Here is a 14,430-nt window from a genome sequence, read left to right on the forward strand (position 1 = left end):
GCGAAGCGGGAACGGCATCTGCGTCGGTTATCCGGTAACTTGCTTCGTGTATCTCCGCGCGTTGCGGCGTACAACACGTTTGAATGCCAGATTGACGGATAGATGAACCACAGGATTTCGACTGAACCCGGCGCGCGGCTGCGCATCGACAAGTGGTTGTGGGCCGCCCGTTTTTTCAAAACGAGGTCGCTTGCGGCAGACGCGGTCGACAAGGGACGGGTGCGCATCGGCGGGACGCCGGTCAAGCCCGCGAAGGACGTGCGCGTTGGCGACCTCGTTGAGATCGAAATCGAGCGGGTCGTCTGGCAGGTGCAAGTGCTGGGCGTGTGCGACGTGCGTGGCCCGGCCTCGGTGGCGCAAACGCTCTATGTGGAAACGGACGAAAGCCGCGTGAAGCGGCAGGCCGAACTGGAACGCCGCAAGCATTTTCACGAGCCGGCGGCCGCGCTGCACGGCCGGCCGACCAAACGCGACCGGCGCGTTATCGACAAACTTTCAGGTGGGGATTGAACAGCTTTTCCATCGTCGCGTGCACACCTCCATACTCGGTGGTGTGGTCGTTGACGGCGCCGGACATGCAGATGGTCGTGGTTCCCGCGATGAGCACCAAGGCGACCACCGATATTGCGAAGGTCAGTTTCACGGTACTCCCCTTGGAGATGCAAAACGGGAAACAGGCGGTTCGGTGGTAAGCGATACGTCAGATTAGGGTAAACATGCCTTTTCTGACGCTCACGTTGAGTTTAGGTCACTCGCGAATCGCGCTCAATCTCAATATGATGGCGGGCGAGTAATGGTTGTAACGGCGAATTTCCCCCGTCATCTTTTGCCCCGTTGCGGTGCGAAAAGAGCTGACGTACGGCTTGAAACCGTGTGCAAGCATCCCTATTTGCACTGCTGTTGAGCAGCCTGCATGTTGTGAATTTACAACGTGCGATGTGGTGGTTGAACCGGCCGGTTGGAGCGGGCGGTCAGACCTGAGTATCGGGCAGTACGCAGGCTGCCTGGATGGTTTTAATTCTTTATCGACTTTCAGCGACATGGAAAACACGCAAGAGAAACCGACGAGCCAGAATCCCACGCCCGCCGACGATGCCGCGCGCGCGGCTGCCGCTCAGGCGGCGCAGCAGCAGGCTGGCGCTGCAGACGCGCAGGCGCAGCCGTCGAGCGCAGAAGCCGCACTCGCCGAAGCTCAGGCGAAGATCACCGAGCTGCAGGAGAGCTTCCTGCGCGCGAAGGCCGAAACCGAAAACGTGCGCCGCCGCGCGCAAGAAGACATCGCGAAGGCGCATAAATTCGCGATCGAGAGCTTTGCCGAGCATCTGCTGCCGGTGATCGACAGTCTGGAAGCTGCCGTTGCCCACTCGTCCGATGACCTCGTGAAAGTACGCGAAGGCGTCGAATTGACGTTGCGCCAACTGAACGGTGCACTCGAAAAAGGGCGCGTCGTCGCGTTGAATCCGGTCGGCGAGAAGTTCGACCCGCATCGCCATCAGGCCATCTCGATGGTGCCGGCCGAGCAGGAGGCGAATACCGTCGTCTCGGTGCTTCAGAAGGGCTATGTGATTAACGATCGGGTGCTGCGCCCGGCGCTGGTTACGGTCGCGCAGCCGAAGTAAGGGCCGCGCGCGTCCGGTTCGTCATTCAATGGAAGCCAGGTTTTTCGCAATAGCGCTTTATGGCCAGTATCCCTGTTGATCCATCGGCTTTCGCGACTTTCGATATGCAGGAATTGAGCGCTGATTTGTTCGACGCCGGTCTGGAATCTGCCGGTGACGAGCTGGCGGTGGTGTTTTTCTGGGGCTTTGACTGCTTCAACTGCGAAATCGCGAAAAAGGCGATGCTGGCCCGGCCGGATGCGATCCGTGCGCTCGGCTTGCGGTGGTTTCACAGCAATGTCTACGAACATCGCGAGCTGGGTCGCCGCTTTTTGCTGCATGGCGTGCCGACATGGTTTTTCTTCCATCGGGGCAAGCGCCTCGGCCGCGCGACCGGCTGGCATGGGCTCGCTCAGTTCGAGGCCGCGGTGGCCGCCGCCCGTGAGAAGATCCGCGCGGCCAGCGGGCGCGATGCGGTCCAGGCCGTCAGGTCCATGCGAGACGCAAGCGAAAGCGAAACCCGGGGTCACGCGACCGGGCCGGCGATAGGAAAAAATTAAAGACCGCATCGTGTTAAAGGTCTTGAAAACACGGCCGATGCACTTACTTTGAGTGCAGGTATGAATTGAGGGGCGGGACGCCGGCAGATGAACGACGTTTTCCGCAGCGATCAAAGTCAGGAGATTAGTAAAAATGGGCAAAATCATCGGTATCGACCTCGGCACCACGAACTCGTGCGTGGCGCTGATGGAAGGCAATCAGGTCAAAGTGATCGAAAACTCGGAAGGCGCCCGAACGACGCCGTCGATCATCGCGTACATGGACGACAACGAAGTGCTCGTCGGCGCGCCTGCCAAACGCCAATCGGTTACCAATCCGAAGAACACGTTGTTCGCGGTCAAGCGCCTGATCGGTCGCCGCTTCGAAGAGAAGGAAGTCCAGAAGGACATCGGCCTGATGCCGTACAAGATCGTCAAGGCTGAAAACGGCGACGCATGGGTTGAAGCGCACGGCCAGAAGCTCGCGCCGCCGCAAATCTCGGCGGAAGTGCTGCGCAAGATGAAGAAGACCGCCGAAGACTACCTCGGCGAGCCGGTGACCGAAGCCGTGATCACCGTTCCGGCGTATTTCAACGACAGCCAGCGTCAGGCGACCAAGGACGCGGGCCGCATCGCCGGCCTCGAAGTGAAGCGGATCATCAACGAGCCGACGGCCGCCGCGCTTGCGTTTGGTCTGGACAAGGCCGAAAAGGGCGACCGCAAGATCGCCGTGTTCGACCTGGGCGGTGGCACGTTCGACATCTCGATCATCGAGATCGCGGATGTCGACGGCGAAATGCAGTTCGAAGTGCTGTCGACGAACGGCGATACGTTCCTCGGCGGTGAAGACTTCGACCAGCGCATCATCGATTACATCATCGGCGAGTTCAAGAAGGAGCAGGGCGTCGATCTGTCGAAGGACGTGCTCGCGCTGCAGCGCCTGAAGGAAGCGGCCGAAAAGGCGAAGATCGAGCTGTCGTCGTCGCAACAGACCGAAATCAACCTGCCGTACATCACCGCGGACGCATCAGGTCCGAAGCACCTGAATCTGAAGATCACGCGTGCGAAGCTCGAAGCGCTGGTTGAAGATCTGATCGAGCGCACGATGGAGCCGTGCCGTACCGCAATCAAGGATGCGGGCGTGAAGGTCGGCGAAATCGACGACGTGATCCTCGTCGGCGGTCAAACGCGTATGCCGAAGGTCCAGGACAAGGTGAAGGAGTTCTTCGGCAAGGAACCGCGTCGCGACGTGAACCCGGATGAGGCGGTGGCGGTCGGTGCCGCGATCCAGGGCCAGGTGCTGTCGGGTGACCGCAAGGACGTGCTGCTGCTTGACGTGACCCCGTTGTCGCTGGGCATCGAGACGCTCGGCGGCGTGATGACGAAGATGATCAACAAGAACACCACGATCCCGACGAAGCACGCGCAGGTGTATTCGACGGCCGACGACAACCAGTCGGCGGTGACGATCAAGGTGTTTCAGGGCGAACGCGAGATGGCGGCGGGCAACAAGCTGCTGGGCGAGTTCAACCTCGAGGGCATCCCGCCGGCACCGCGCGGCGTGCCGCAGATTGAAGTGAGCTTCGATATCGACGCGAACGGCATCCTGCACGTCGGCGCGAAGGACAAGGCGACGGGCAAGGAAAACCGGATCACGATCAAGGCGAACTCGGGCCTGTCCGAAGCCGAGATCGAGAAAATGGTGAAGGACGCGGAAGCGAACGCCGAAGAAGATCACAAGCTGCGCGAACTGGCCGATGCCCGCAACCAGGGCGATGCGCTGGTGCACAGCACGAAGAAGGCGCTCACCGAATACGGCGACAAGCTCGACGCCAGTGAAAAGGAAAAGATCGAAACGGCGTTGAAGGATCTCGAAGCGACGCTGAAGAGCAACTCCGCTGACAAGGCGGCGATCGAGGCGAAGATCGAGACGGTTGCAACCGCGTCGCAAAAGCTCGGCGAGAAGATGTACGCCGACATGCAGGCCGCGCAGGGTGCGGCCGGCGCGGCGGCGGGTGCAGCGGCCGCTGAGCATGCGTCGACGGGCGAGAAGGCCGACGATGTTGTCGATGCGGACTTCAAGGAAGTGAAGAAGGACTAAGCCGAGGTGCTGTCTGACCAAGGCCGCGCGTGTCGAGTCACGCGCGGCCCGGCTGCAAGACCTGCGGTTAACCCGGTGGGGACCGTACGGAAAACGCGCCTGGTGAGCCTTCGCGGCTCTCCGGGCACATTTGTTTTATGGCGGGCATGGCCTTGCGCTGGCACACAGCCACGCGAGGCCGGCTCCGGACGAGTCGCTAGACTCCAGCATTCATGAGGAGCCGCCGCGTGGCAGTGCGCGGAGGGCGTTGAATCGATATGGCGAAACGGGATTACTACGAGGTTCTGGGCGTCGCGAAGAACGCGAGCGACGACGAGATCAAGAAGTCTTATCGCAAGCTCGCGATGAAGTATCACCCCGACCGTAATCCGGGCAACAAGGATGCGGAAGAGCATTTCAAGGAAGCCAAAGAAGCTTATGAAATGTTGTCGGATTCGCAGAAGCGGGCCGCGTACGACCAGTACGGCCATGCGGGCGTCGATCCGAACATGGGGGCAGCGGGCGCGCAGGGCTTCGGCGGATTTGCCGACGCGTTCGGCGATATTTTCGGCGACATCTTCGGCCAGGCGGCCGGGGGCGCACGCGCTGGCCGTGCCGGTCCGCAGGTATATCGCGGCGCCGATCTGCGCTACAGCATGGAAATCACGCTGGAACAGGCCGCGCACGGTTACGACACGCAAATCCGCGTGCCAAGCTGGGTCTCGTGCGAGGTCTGCCACGGCTCGGGCGCGAAGCCCGGCACGAAGCCGGAAACCTGTCCGACCTGTAGCGGTAGCGGCACCGTGCGGATGTCGCAAGGCTTTTTCAGCATCCAGCAGACGTGCCCGAAGTGTCATGGCACCGGCACCTACATTCCCGAACCTTGCACGCATTGCCATGGGGCCGGCAAGACCAAGGAAACCAAGACACTCGAAGTGAAGATTCCCGCCGGGATCGACGACGGCATGCGCATCCGCTCGGCCGGCAACGGCGAGCCGGGCATCAACGGTGGTCCGTCGGGCGATCTGTACGTCGAGATCCATATCAAGCCGCACTCGGTCTTCGAGCGCGACGGCGACGACCTGCATTGCCAGATGCCGATCCCGTTCACGACGGCGGCGCTGGGTGGCGAGATCGAGGTACCGACGCTGGCAGGCCGTGCAAGCTTCACGGTGCCGGAAGGCACGCAGTCGGGCAAGACATTCCGTCTGCGCGGCAAGGGCATCAAGGGCCTGCGTTCCAGCATTGCTGGCGATCTCTACGTCCATGTGCAGGTCGAAACACCGGTCAAGCTTACCGAGCCTCAGCGCGAGCTGTTGCAGCAGTTTGAGAAGTCGCTCGTCGAAGGCGGTGCGCGCCATAGCCCGCAAAGCAAGAGCTGGTTTGACCGGGTCAAGAGCTTTTTCGATTAAATTTCGAACTAGTGCAACTTGATGTCGGCGGGACTCATGGCGGTCGATGACACGAATGCCGGATTCGCACTGCTCGACGATTGCAACTCGACCGCGGCTCGCCGCTCGAGTCGTCTCTACACGGGTTTTCGTCACGAGCGTGTCTGCACGGACGGTGCGCAGCTCGACGCGGTATGCGAAGCGGCCGCCGACGATACACGCCGCGGCCTGCATGCGGTCGTGCTAGCGGACTACGAGTTCGGCCGCAACCTCGCGCCGAACAAAGCGACGCACACACAGCGCGCCCAACCGACATCGGGCGCGCTGCGTTTTTTATTGTTCGACCACTGCGTGAAGCTCTCGCGCGACGAAGTGGACGCGTGGCTCGTGCAGCGCGATAGCGGTGCAGTCGAGCCGACCATCGCGGGCACGGGCGGCGTGCGGGCGAGCGTGGATTTCCCGGAGTTCGAGCGGGCCATCGGCTCGATTCACGATGCGCTACGTGCTGGCGACTCGTACCAGATCAACTACACGTATCGGCTCGCCTTCGAGGTATTCGGGCCACCGGCCGCGCTGTTCAGGCGGCTGCGCGCGCGACAGACGGTCCAGTACGGCGCGTTGATCGCGCTGCCGGACGGGCGCTGGGTGTTGTCATGCTCGCCCGAGCTTTTTGTCGAAAAGAAGAGCGGCGCGCTGCGCGCACGCCCAATGAAGGGCACCGCGCCGCGCTCGCGCGACGCGGACCAGGACCGCGCGGCTGCGGACTTTCTGGCTCACGATCCGAAGAACCGCGCCGAGAATGTGATGATCGTCGACCTGCTGCGCAACGATCTGTCGCGGGTCGCGCAGACGGGTTCGGTGAAGGTGCCGGCATTATTTTCGGTCGAGCCATACGAATCGGTCTGGCAGATGACGTCGACGGTCACCGCGCTGCTGCGGCCGCGCACGTCGTTTGCCGATATCCTGCGGGCGCTCTTTCCGTGCGGTTCGATTACCGGCGCGCCGAAGCATAAGACGATGCAACTGATCGACGTGCTCGAAAGCACGCCGCGCGGGCTCTATACCGGCGCGATCGGCTGGCTGGACGCGCCCGCGCAGCCGATGGCGCCGGCCACGCAGCGCTGCGGCGATTTTTGCCTGTCGGTTGCGATCCGTACGCTGACGCTTGAACCGGCGGGGCCGGCAAGCCCGGCTCCAGACGCGCCATCGTCCACTCGCGCCAACTCGCCCGGGCCTGTCGGCGCGTACCACGGCACGTTAGGCATCGGCGCGGGTATCGTGCTCGACAGCGTGGCGGTCGACGAATATGCGGAGTGTCGATTGAAAGCGCGTTTCCTGACGGAAGCCGATCCCGGCTTCCAGGTTTTCGAAACGATGTACGCAAGCCACGAAGCGGGCGTGCGACATCTCGACCGTCATCTCGCGCGTCTGGTCGCGAGTGCGGGCTGGCTCGGTTTCCGGCTCGACGAAGCCGAGATTCGCGCGCGGCTCGCCGCGCAGTGCGATGCGCTGCGGACCGGCCAGGCGCACCGGATGAGACTCGTGCTCGACAAGGCCGGCACGGTTGAACTGACCGTGGCGCCGCTCGTGCCGCTTGCCGACGAAACCGTCGGCGTGCTGCTCGGCCCCGAGCATGGTTTTGCGAGTGTGCGCTCGGACGACCCGTTGCTGCGCCACAAGACGACGCGCCGCGCCGAATTCGACCGCGGCTGGCGAGAAGCCGAGGCCACGGATGCGTTCGATACCCTCTTTTTCAACGAGCGAGGCGAGCTGACTGAAGGCGGCCGGTCGAATGTCTTCGTGAAGGTCGACGGGCAGTGGTGGACGCCGCCGCTCGCGTGCGGGGTGTTGCCAGGCGTGATGCGCGCCGTGCTGCTCGACGACGCGAAGCTGGGCGCCGCGGAACGTGTGCTGACCCGCGACGACGTGCTTAACGCGGACGCGCTACTGATCTGCAATGCGTTGCGCGGCGCATTGCCGGCGCGGATTGTGGGCTGAGGCGCGGTTCGCCTTGCCCGCCCGAAGCGACCGGCTAAGCGTGCGCGCGCACATGCACGAGACGCGCGATCCATGCGGTAAAGTGCGCATGCCACTGTGTTTCGTGCACGTCATGCGGGGCGGTCTCGTGATTGCGAATGCTTGCGACGTCGATCAGGCAGAACGGGCTCATGTTTGTCTCCTTGCGGATTCGCGGCAAGGCCGCGGCAAAAGGAGAACGAAGATAGACCGGCGCATTTGCAGCGAGTATCAGAGCGATCTTATTTCGCCGACTTCACGTCATTTCTCCAATACACGAACGTAACGAACGCGGGCCCGTGCCGCCGTCGGATTCAGAACGTATGCTCCGCGGCCGGGAATGACCCGTCCTTCACCTCGCGCACGTACGCTTCCACCGCGGCGAGAATGCTCGACTGCCCCTGCATGAAATCCTTCACGAAGCGCGGCCGTTTGCCGGGAAAGATTCCAAGCATGTCGTGCAGCACGAGCACCTGCCCCGAGCAGTCCACGCCCGCGCCGATGCCGATCGTCGGAATCTTCAACTGTTTGGTGACTTCCGCGGCCAGCCGGGACGGAATCGCTTCCATGACGATCAGTTGCGCGCCCGCGTCCTGCACCGCGCGCGAATCGCGCAGCAACTGGCTCGCGGCCGCTTCGGTCTTGCCTTGTACCTTGAAGCCGCCGAACGCGTGCACCGATTGCGGCGTCAGCCCGACGTGCGCGCACACCGGCACCGCACGCTCGACCAGAAACCTCACCGTGTCCGCGGCCCATTCGCCACCTTCCAGCTTCACCATCTGCGCGCCTGCGCGCATCAGCTTGACCGCGCTCGCAAACGCGTCTGCGGGCGTGCCGTACGTGCCGAATGGCAGGTCCGCGACGATCAGCGCCGACGGACGCGCGCGCGCGACGCAGGCGGTGTGGTACGCGATATCGTCGAGCGTGACGGGTAGCGTGGTCGTCTGGCCTTGCAGCACGTTGCCGAGCGAATCGCCGATCAGGAGCGAATCGACCCCTGCACGATCGAGCAGCGACGCGAAGCTCGCGTCATAGCAGGTCAGCATCGCGATTTTTTCCCCGGCCTCGCGCATCGCCTGAAGCTTCGGGACGGTGATCGCGCTGCGGCTCGTTTCCTGCAAATAGGTCATGGAGCAATCCGTTGAAAAAAGCAAAGGCCCGTGCGGTGGTCTACAGCGACGTGCCCTTAACGAAGAATTCCTTGCGGCCGCGCATCGTCTCAATGCGTTCGACCAGCAGCGCAAGGTCGTCGTTCGATTCGAGCGGGTTCAGATATTCAGCGTTGACCGTCAGCACCGGCGTGCGGTCATAGTGATAGAAAAACTGGTTGTACGCGTCGCATAGCGCACGCAGATAGGCATCGGAGATTTGCAGCTCCATCGGCACCGCGCGTTTCTGGATACGCGCAAACAGCACCTCGGGGCTCGCTTGCAGGTACACGACCAGATCCGGCGCCGGCCCGCTGGCTTTGAGCCGTGCGGAAAGCGCGCGGTACAACTGCCACTCGTCGTCCTTGAGCGTGAGGCGCGCGAAGATATCGTTCTTCTGCGTGATGAAGTCGGTAATGAGCGAAGTGCCAGCCGCGTGCAGCGCGGCGATCTCCTGCACCTGCTGCGTGCGCTGCAGCGCAAAGCTCAACTGTGCGGGAAGCGCATAGCGCGCGGTGTCGCGATAGAAGCGTTCGAGAAACGGGTTGTCTTGCGGCCGTTCGAAAAGCGTCTGCATCGACCACCGCTCGGCAAGCCGTGTGGCGAGCGATGTTTTGCCGACGCCAATCGGCCCCTCGATCGCAAGATACGCATATGGCGGACGCATGGCCGGCGCGGTCACGGTCAGTGGGGCGAGCGGCGATGCGGTCATGAACAGCTGCCTTTACCTGAACCTGTGCCCGACACGGCGCCGGGCTTGCCATGGGCGACGGCGCCTGTGTCCTGATTGCCGCCCTGGTGGCCACTGAGCGTGCCCAACGACGGGCATAGGCATGCGGCCTTCACCTTCTCGATACGCTGTGACGCGACTGCCTCGAGAAAGTCTTGCGCGCGGCCGTGCCGTGGAATGACCAGGGACGGTTCGATTTCGACAAGCGGCACCAGCGCAAACGCGCGCCCGGTGAGGCGCGGGTGTGGCACGGTCAGATCCGGTTCGTCGATGCAATGCTCGCCATAAAGCAGGATATCGATGTCCAGTGTGCGCGGTGCATTGCGGTAGGGTCGTTCGCGCCCGAAGTGGTGTTCGAGCTTGTGGCAAAGCGCGAGCAGATGCCGCACCGGCAACGCCGTCTCGAGCTTCACGACGAGGTTGAAAAAATCATCGCCGCCCGCGTCGATGGGGGCAGTGCGATACAGGCTGGACTTCGCGACCACGGTGATCGCGTGCTGCTGTGCGAGGCACACCACCGCGTCTTTCAGAGTCTGGCGCGCATCCCCGAGGTTTGCGCCAAGGCCCAGATAGGCAACCGTCATGGCTTCACTTCCTACGACTTGCGTTCGACGGCTTCCACCGGAATCGCGTCAGTCTTCGTGTGTGCCGTTCGGGCTCACATCCTTGACTTCGCGGTTTCCTGCGGACGTACCGCCCTCCATTCCGTCACCCGCCTTGCGGTTTCTGGCGCCACCTCCGCGCCGCCGTCGTTTTTTGGGCGTCCGGTCCTTCCCACCTTGCGCGAGCAATGTTTCGCGCGCGGCAGCGTCTCCGTCAATGAATTCTGTCCACCACGCCGCCACCGATTCGTCCAGTTCACCGGATTCGCAGCGCAGCAGGAGGAAATCATACCCCGCTCTAAATCTTTGGTGTTCGATCAGCTTCAGCGCGCTGCGCCCGGTGCGCCGTTCAAGGCGCAGTTGCAGCCCCCAGATTTCGCGCATGTCGGCTGAGAAGCGCTTGTGGATCGCAAGCTTTTCCGTCTGCATCTCGAGCACGTCGTCCATCGCGTGATGTAGGGCCGGCACCGGATACTCGCCGTTCGCTTCGTATTGCTGCCAGCGCTGCTGCACGTCGTGCCACAGCAGCGTGGCGAACAGGAAGCCCGGAGACACCGGCTTGCCGGCCACGACGCGCGCATCGGTTCTGCCCAGCGCGAGCGTGATAAAGCGCTCACCATGCGGCTGTTCGAGCACGACGTCGAGCAGCGGCAAGAGCCCGTGATGCAGGCCTTCCTTGCGCAGCCGCTGCAGGCATGCCAGCGCGTGGCCGGATAGCAGCAGCTTGAGCATCTCGTCGAACAGACGTGCAGCCGGCACATTGTTGACCAGATCCGCAAGCGATGTGATCGGCGCGCGCGTCGCTTCGTCGATTTCGAAGTCGAGTTTTGCCGCGAAGCGCACGACGCGCAGCATCCGCACCGGGTCTTCGCGGAAGCGTGTCGCCGGATCGCCGATCATCCGCAACAGCCGCGCACGCACATCGGCCATTCCGTTGTGGTAATCGAGCACCGTCTGTGTCGCGGGGTCGTAATACATCGCGTTGATCGTGAAATCGCGCCGCGTCGCGTCTTCGTGCTGTTCACCCCACACATTGTCGCGCAACACGCGTCCGCTTGCGTCGACCGCATGGGTGCGGCGATCGAGTTCGTCGCGCTTCAGGCGCCGCGGCGGCGCGCTATCGGCGCTGGCCTCGGCGGGCGGCGGATCGACCAGTGCACGGAAGGTCGACGTCTCGATGATTTCCTGGCCAAATTGCACATGGACGATCTGAAAGCGCCGGCCGATGATGCGCGCGCGGCGAAAGAGCCGTTGCACCTGCTCCGGCGTCGCATCGGTGGCGACGTCGAAGTCTTTCGGCGCGATGCCGAGCAGCAGGTCGCGCACCGCGCCGCCGACGATGAATGCGCGAAAGCCCGCTTGCTGCAGCCCTTCGGTAACGCGAATCGCATTTCGGGAAATGAGCGTGGGATCAATGCCGTGAATATCGGATGGAATGATCACCGGAACATCGGGGTCTCGCGCGTCTTCTTTGTTCGCGGCACGTGCGGGCTTGCGACGCGAGCGGGCGGTGGCGGAAGCCGGGGCTGCGGTGGGAGCGGCGGGCGTGCCGCGCGATGGCGTATCTTTGACGCGTGCGGCCGTTGCGGCGTTTTCCTGCGCGTCCCCGGCCGGGTCGTCTGCGGCATCCCGGTCCTGACCGAACAGCTTGCGAATGAGTTTTTTGATCACGTCGTCTGGAATAGTTCGAGGATGCGCCAGCCGTGCGTTTGCGCGTACGCGCGCAAGGTGTCGTCCGGGTTGGTCGCGATCGGGTCGGTGACCTTTTCGAGCAGCGGAATATCGTTATGCGAATCGCTGTAGAAGTAGCTGCGCTCGAAATCCGACCATGTCTTGCCGAGCGAAGCGAGCCACGCTTCGGTGCGCACGATCTTGCCTTCGCGGTAGCTCGGCGTGCCGGCCGGGCGGCCGGTGAACGCCGACGCCGGATGGCCGTCGATGGTTTCCACTTCGCACGCGATCAGCTTGTCGATGCCGAACGCTTCGGCGATCGGCGCGGTAATGAATTCGTTGGTGGCGGTAACCATACAGCAGAGGTCGCCCGCATCGCGATGCTGACGCACCAGCTCCATCGCGGCCGGCACGATCGCCGGCCTGATCACCTCATGCATGTACTGGTCGTGCCACGCCTTCAGCTGTTCGCGCGAGTGCTTCGCGAGCGGCGTCAGCATCGCGACCAGATACGCGTGAATGTCGAGCTTGCCGGCCTTGTAGTCGGCATAGAAGCGATCGTTTTCACGCGCGAAGTTTTCAGCATTGACGATGCCGAGTTTCACCATGAAGCGACCCCATTCGTGGTCGCTGTCGGTGGGAATGAGCGTGTGATCGAGATCGAACAGTGCAAGATTAGCCATGGGGGCCTATTTTACTTGAAGCAGCCTGACCGGATGGGGGAAGCGGGGCGCCGGAGTCCTGCGGGGTGGTCGCGCCGCTCTGCCTGCCGCTATCGGCACTGGATGGCGACGCGAGCATCGTGCGTAACAGCGGCAGCGTCACCGCGCGCTTCTGCTCGAGCGAGAAACGGTCGAGTGCGTCGAGCAGCGCCATCAGGCTCGGCATGTCGCGGCGAAAGTGCGTGAGCAGGTACGCGGGCACATCGTCGGCGAGCGCGATGCCGCGCTCGTGCGCTGCCTGCTTCAGCACCGCGGCCTTGCCTTCATCGGAAAGCGGCGCGAGATGGAATATGAGGCCCCAGCCGAGGCGCGTGCGCAGGTCTTCGCGTACCGCGAGGCCGAGCGGCGCCGTATTGCCTGTCGCGACGAGCGCGCTTGCCGGATAGGCGCGCACTTCGTTGAACAGATTGAAGAGCGCGATTTGCTGCGCGGCGGACAGCGCGTCGCAATCGTCGATCGCGTAGAGCGTGACGCGCGGATCGAATGCGAACGCATCGAGGCTGCTATGCGGCCCCGCGTAGCGTACCTGGCGCGGCGCCGTCTCGTGCGCGAGCGCCTGCAGCAGATGCGTGCGGCCGCTGCCGGCTTCGCCCCACACGTAGAACGTGCGGTCCGCAACCGGGCCGGCCGCGAGCGCGGCATCGAGCCCGCGCAGGCGCGCGACCAGTTCGGCGTTCGCGCCGGCGAAGAAGTTATCGAAAGTCGATGGCGGTGGAGTGCCGAGATCGAGCGTAAGTTGGCGCAGCACAGTAGTCGAAAATAAGAGGCCCATCAGTCACAGCGGGCCAGACCATCACGATGCACGCCACCGATGCAACAGCGGGCGCCACAGCGCGATTGGGCTGAGGTTAGTTTTTGTAAAGCGTGCTCGTCAGATAGCTTTGCCGCAATTCCCGCCACGCGACGGACAGAACGGCGCTGACCGGCAGCGCGAGCAGCACACCGAAAAAGCCGAACAGCTGGCCGAACGCAAGCAGCGCGAAGATCACCCCGAGCGGATGCAAACCGATGCGTTCGCCAACCAGGCGTGGCGTCAGAATAAAACTCTCGAGAATCTGCCCGACGCCGTACACGATCGCGACCGCGCCGAACCCGTACCAGCTGCCGAACTGCAGCAGCGCGGCGAGCAGCGCAAGGATCAGGCCGGTCGCAAATCCGACATACGGAATGAATACCGCGAGCCCGGTAAAAATGCCGACCGGCAGCGCGATCTCGAACCCGGCCGCCCACAGCGCGATCGAATAGTAGACCGCGAGCACGCCCATCACGAGTAGTTGGCCGCGCAGGTACTGCGACAGCATCTGGTCCATGTCGTGCGACAACTGGATCGTCTTGACGAGCCAGCGGCGCGGAATGAAGTGCTTGATGCGGCGGATCATCGCGTTCCAGTCGTACAGCAGATAGAACAGCACGAGCGGCACCATCACGAGGTTGCCGACGACGTCGAGCATCAGGTTGCTGCTCGTGCGAATCGACGTCCACGCGTAGACCACGACGGTTTGCGCGCTGCCTTCCAACTGGTTCGTGATCAGATCGCGAATGCTCGCGAAGTCGAGCGAATTGGCGAGGCCGAGCATCGCGAGCTTCGGCTGCAGCCAGCCGTTCACGTGTGAAATCAGCCCGGGCACCTGCTGCCGCAACTGCGGCACTTCCTTTTGTACGACAACCAGAACGAGCAATACGAGCGCGGTCACCAGCAGCGTGAAGAACAGCATCATCAGCAACGCGGCGAGGCCCTTCGGCACGCGCCGGCGTGTGAGCCAGCCGACGCCCGGATGCAGGATGTAAGCGAGGATCGCACCGAGCAGAAACGGCGTCAGCACCGGGCTCAACAGCCACACGAGAATGCCGACGACCAGCGCGATCGCGAACCACGTCAGCACGCGGCGCTGGTATGGCGTAAATATCGGAGCGTTATGCTGCAAGATAAGCT

Annotated in this window: 15 protein-coding genes; 6 read left to right on the top strand and 9 right to left on the bottom strand. The window is 63.1% G+C overall.

Annotated elements, in window-relative coordinates:
- Positions 1-102 precede the first annotated feature (102 nt).
- Positions 103-510: an RNA-binding S4 domain-containing protein gene (locus tag HV796_RS30620; RefSeq protein ID WP_175231287.1), complete on the top strand. Its 408-nt coding sequence runs from the start codon at positions 103-105 to the stop codon at positions 508-510.
- On the opposite strand, the gene HV796_RS30625 is transcribed toward HV796_RS30620, so the two are convergent.
- Positions 482-643, bottom strand: coding sequence for a hypothetical protein (locus HV796_RS30625; protein ID WP_166676358.1), 162 nt, complete (start codon positions 641-643; stop codon positions 482-484). The two genes, HV796_RS30620 and HV796_RS30625, sit on opposite strands and share 29 nt — an antisense overlap.
- Positions 644-1,040: 397 nt before the next feature.
- Between HV796_RS30625 and grpE the strand changes: the two genes are divergently transcribed.
- The 5 genes from grpE (at position 1,041) to HV796_RS30650 (ending at position 7,606) form a co-directional block, all read left to right on the top strand.
- Positions 1,041-1,619, top strand: a complete 579-nt coding sequence (grpE, locus tag HV796_RS30630; RefSeq protein ID WP_175231290.1) for a nucleotide exchange factor GrpE — start codon at positions 1,041-1,043, stop codon at positions 1,617-1,619.
- Between the two features lie 59 nt (positions 1,620-1,678).
- Positions 1,679-2,158: a thioredoxin family protein gene (locus tag HV796_RS30635; RefSeq protein ID WP_175231293.1), complete on the top strand. Its 480-nt coding sequence runs from the start codon at positions 1,679-1,681 to the stop codon at positions 2,156-2,158.
- 133 nt (positions 2,159-2,291) lie between these two features.
- On the top strand, positions 2,292-4,238 hold the full coding sequence (gene dnaK / locus HV796_RS30640) for a molecular chaperone DnaK (protein WP_175231296.1): 1,947 nt from the start codon (positions 2,292-2,294) through the stop codon (positions 4,236-4,238).
- A gap of 257 nt (positions 4,239-4,495) precedes the next feature.
- Positions 4,496-5,629, top strand: coding sequence for a molecular chaperone DnaJ (gene dnaJ / locus HV796_RS30645; protein WP_175231299.1), 1,134 nt, complete (start codon positions 4,496-4,498; stop codon positions 5,627-5,629).
- A 36-nt stretch (positions 5,630-5,665) separates the two neighbouring features.
- Positions 5,666-7,606 carry a chorismate-binding protein gene (locus HV796_RS30650; RefSeq protein ID WP_175231302.1) on the top strand — a complete coding sequence of 647 codons (1,941 nt, stop codon included), beginning with the start codon at positions 5,666-5,668 and terminating at the stop codon, positions 7,604-7,606.
- A 34-nt stretch (positions 7,607-7,640) separates the two neighbouring features.
- Here the strand turns inward: HV796_RS30650 and HV796_RS30655 are convergent, their stop codons facing one another.
- From HV796_RS30655 to HV796_RS30690, 8 genes are all read right to left on the bottom strand, one after another.
- A complete protein-coding gene (locus HV796_RS30655; protein ID WP_175231305.1) occupies positions 7,641-7,778 on the bottom strand; it encodes a hypothetical protein in 138 nt (45 codons plus the stop codon).
- A gap of 160 nt (positions 7,779-7,938) precedes the next feature.
- Positions 7,939-8,754, bottom strand: coding sequence for a 3-methyl-2-oxobutanoate hydroxymethyltransferase (gene panB, locus HV796_RS30660; RefSeq protein ID WP_175231308.1), 816 nt, complete (start codon positions 8,752-8,754; stop codon positions 7,939-7,941).
- Between the two features lie 40 nt (positions 8,755-8,794).
- Positions 8,795-9,484, bottom strand: coding sequence for a deoxynucleoside kinase (locus HV796_RS30665; RefSeq protein WP_175231311.1), 690 nt, complete (start codon positions 9,482-9,484; stop codon positions 8,795-8,797).
- Positions 9,481-10,086, bottom strand: coding sequence for a 2-amino-4-hydroxy-6-hydroxymethyldihydropteridine diphosphokinase (gene folK / locus HV796_RS30670; protein WP_175231314.1), 606 nt, complete (start codon positions 10,084-10,086; stop codon positions 9,481-9,483). The genes HV796_RS30665 and folK overlap by 4 nt, the downstream gene beginning before the upstream one ends.
- Positions 10,087-10,134: 48 nt before the next feature.
- Entirely contained in the window at positions 10,135-11,775 is a 1,641-nt protein-coding gene (pcnB, locus tag HV796_RS30675) for a polynucleotide adenylyltransferase PcnB (RefSeq protein ID WP_175231317.1), read from the bottom strand.
- Positions 11,772-12,458: a histidinol-phosphatase gene (locus HV796_RS30680; RefSeq protein ID WP_175231320.1), complete on the bottom strand. Its 687-nt coding sequence runs from the start codon at positions 12,456-12,458 to the stop codon at positions 11,772-11,774. The genes pcnB and HV796_RS30680 overlap by 4 nt, the downstream gene beginning before the upstream one ends.
- Complete coding sequence (gene hda, locus HV796_RS30685) at positions 12,451-13,269, bottom strand: DnaA regulatory inactivator Hda (RefSeq protein ID WP_175231323.1); 819 nt, start codon at positions 13,267-13,269, stop codon at positions 12,451-12,453. Before hda ends, HV796_RS30680 begins: the two co-directional genes overlap by 8 nt.
- A 76-nt stretch (positions 13,270-13,345) precedes the next feature.
- Positions 13,346-14,422, bottom strand: coding sequence for an AI-2E family transporter (locus HV796_RS30690; protein ID WP_175231390.1), 1,077 nt, complete (start codon positions 14,420-14,422; stop codon positions 13,346-13,348).
- Positions 14,423-14,430: the final 8 nt, after the last annotated feature.

Origin of the sequence: Paraburkholderia humisilvae, assembly GCF_902859855.1 — a bacterium.
Taxonomy (GTDB): domain Bacteria; phylum Pseudomonadota; class Gammaproteobacteria; order Burkholderiales; family Burkholderiaceae; genus Paraburkholderia; species Paraburkholderia humisilvae.

What these genes read in the sequence shown, in the direction of transcription:
- HV796_RS30620 (WP_175231287.1), top strand. Translation starts at nt 103, where the DNA reads ATGAACCACAGGATTTCGACTGAACCCGGCGCGCGGCTGCGCATCGAC.
- grpE (WP_175231290.1), top strand. Translation starts at nt 1,041, where the DNA reads ATGGAAAACACGCAAGAGAAACCGACGAGCCAGAATCCCACGCCCGCC.
- HV796_RS30635 (WP_175231293.1), top strand. Translation starts at nt 1,679, where the DNA reads ATGGCCAGTATCCCTGTTGATCCATCGGCTTTCGCGACTTTCGATATG.
- dnaK (WP_175231296.1), top strand. Translation starts at nt 2,292, where the DNA reads ATGGGCAAAATCATCGGTATCGACCTCGGCACCACGAACTCGTGCGTG.
- dnaJ (WP_175231299.1), top strand. Translation starts at nt 4,496, where the DNA reads ATGGCGAAACGGGATTACTACGAGGTTCTGGGCGTCGCGAAGAACGCG.
- HV796_RS30650 (WP_175231302.1), top strand. Translation starts at nt 5,666, where the DNA reads ATGGCGGTCGATGACACGAATGCCGGATTCGCACTGCTCGACGATTGC.
- HV796_RS30655 (WP_175231305.1), bottom strand. Translation starts at nt 7,778, where the DNA reads ATGAGCCCGTTCTGCCTGATCGACGTCGCAAGCATTCGCAATCACGAG.
- panB (WP_175231308.1), bottom strand. Translation starts at nt 8,754, where the DNA reads ATGACCTATTTGCAGGAAACGAGCCGCAGCGCGATCACCGTCCCGAAG.
- HV796_RS30665 (WP_175231311.1), bottom strand. Translation starts at nt 9,484, where the DNA reads ATGACCGCATCGCCGCTCGCCCCACTGACCGTGACCGCGCCGGCCATG.
- folK (WP_175231314.1), bottom strand. Translation starts at nt 10,086, where the DNA reads ATGACGGTTGCCTATCTGGGCCTTGGCGCAAACCTCGGGGATGCGCGC.
- HV796_RS30680 (WP_175231320.1), bottom strand. Translation starts at nt 12,458, where the DNA reads ATGGCTAATCTTGCACTGTTCGATCTCGATCACACGCTCATTCCCACC.
- hda (WP_175231323.1), bottom strand. Translation starts at nt 13,269, where the DNA reads ATGGGCCTCTTATTTTCGACTACTGTGCTGCGCCAACTTACGCTCGAT.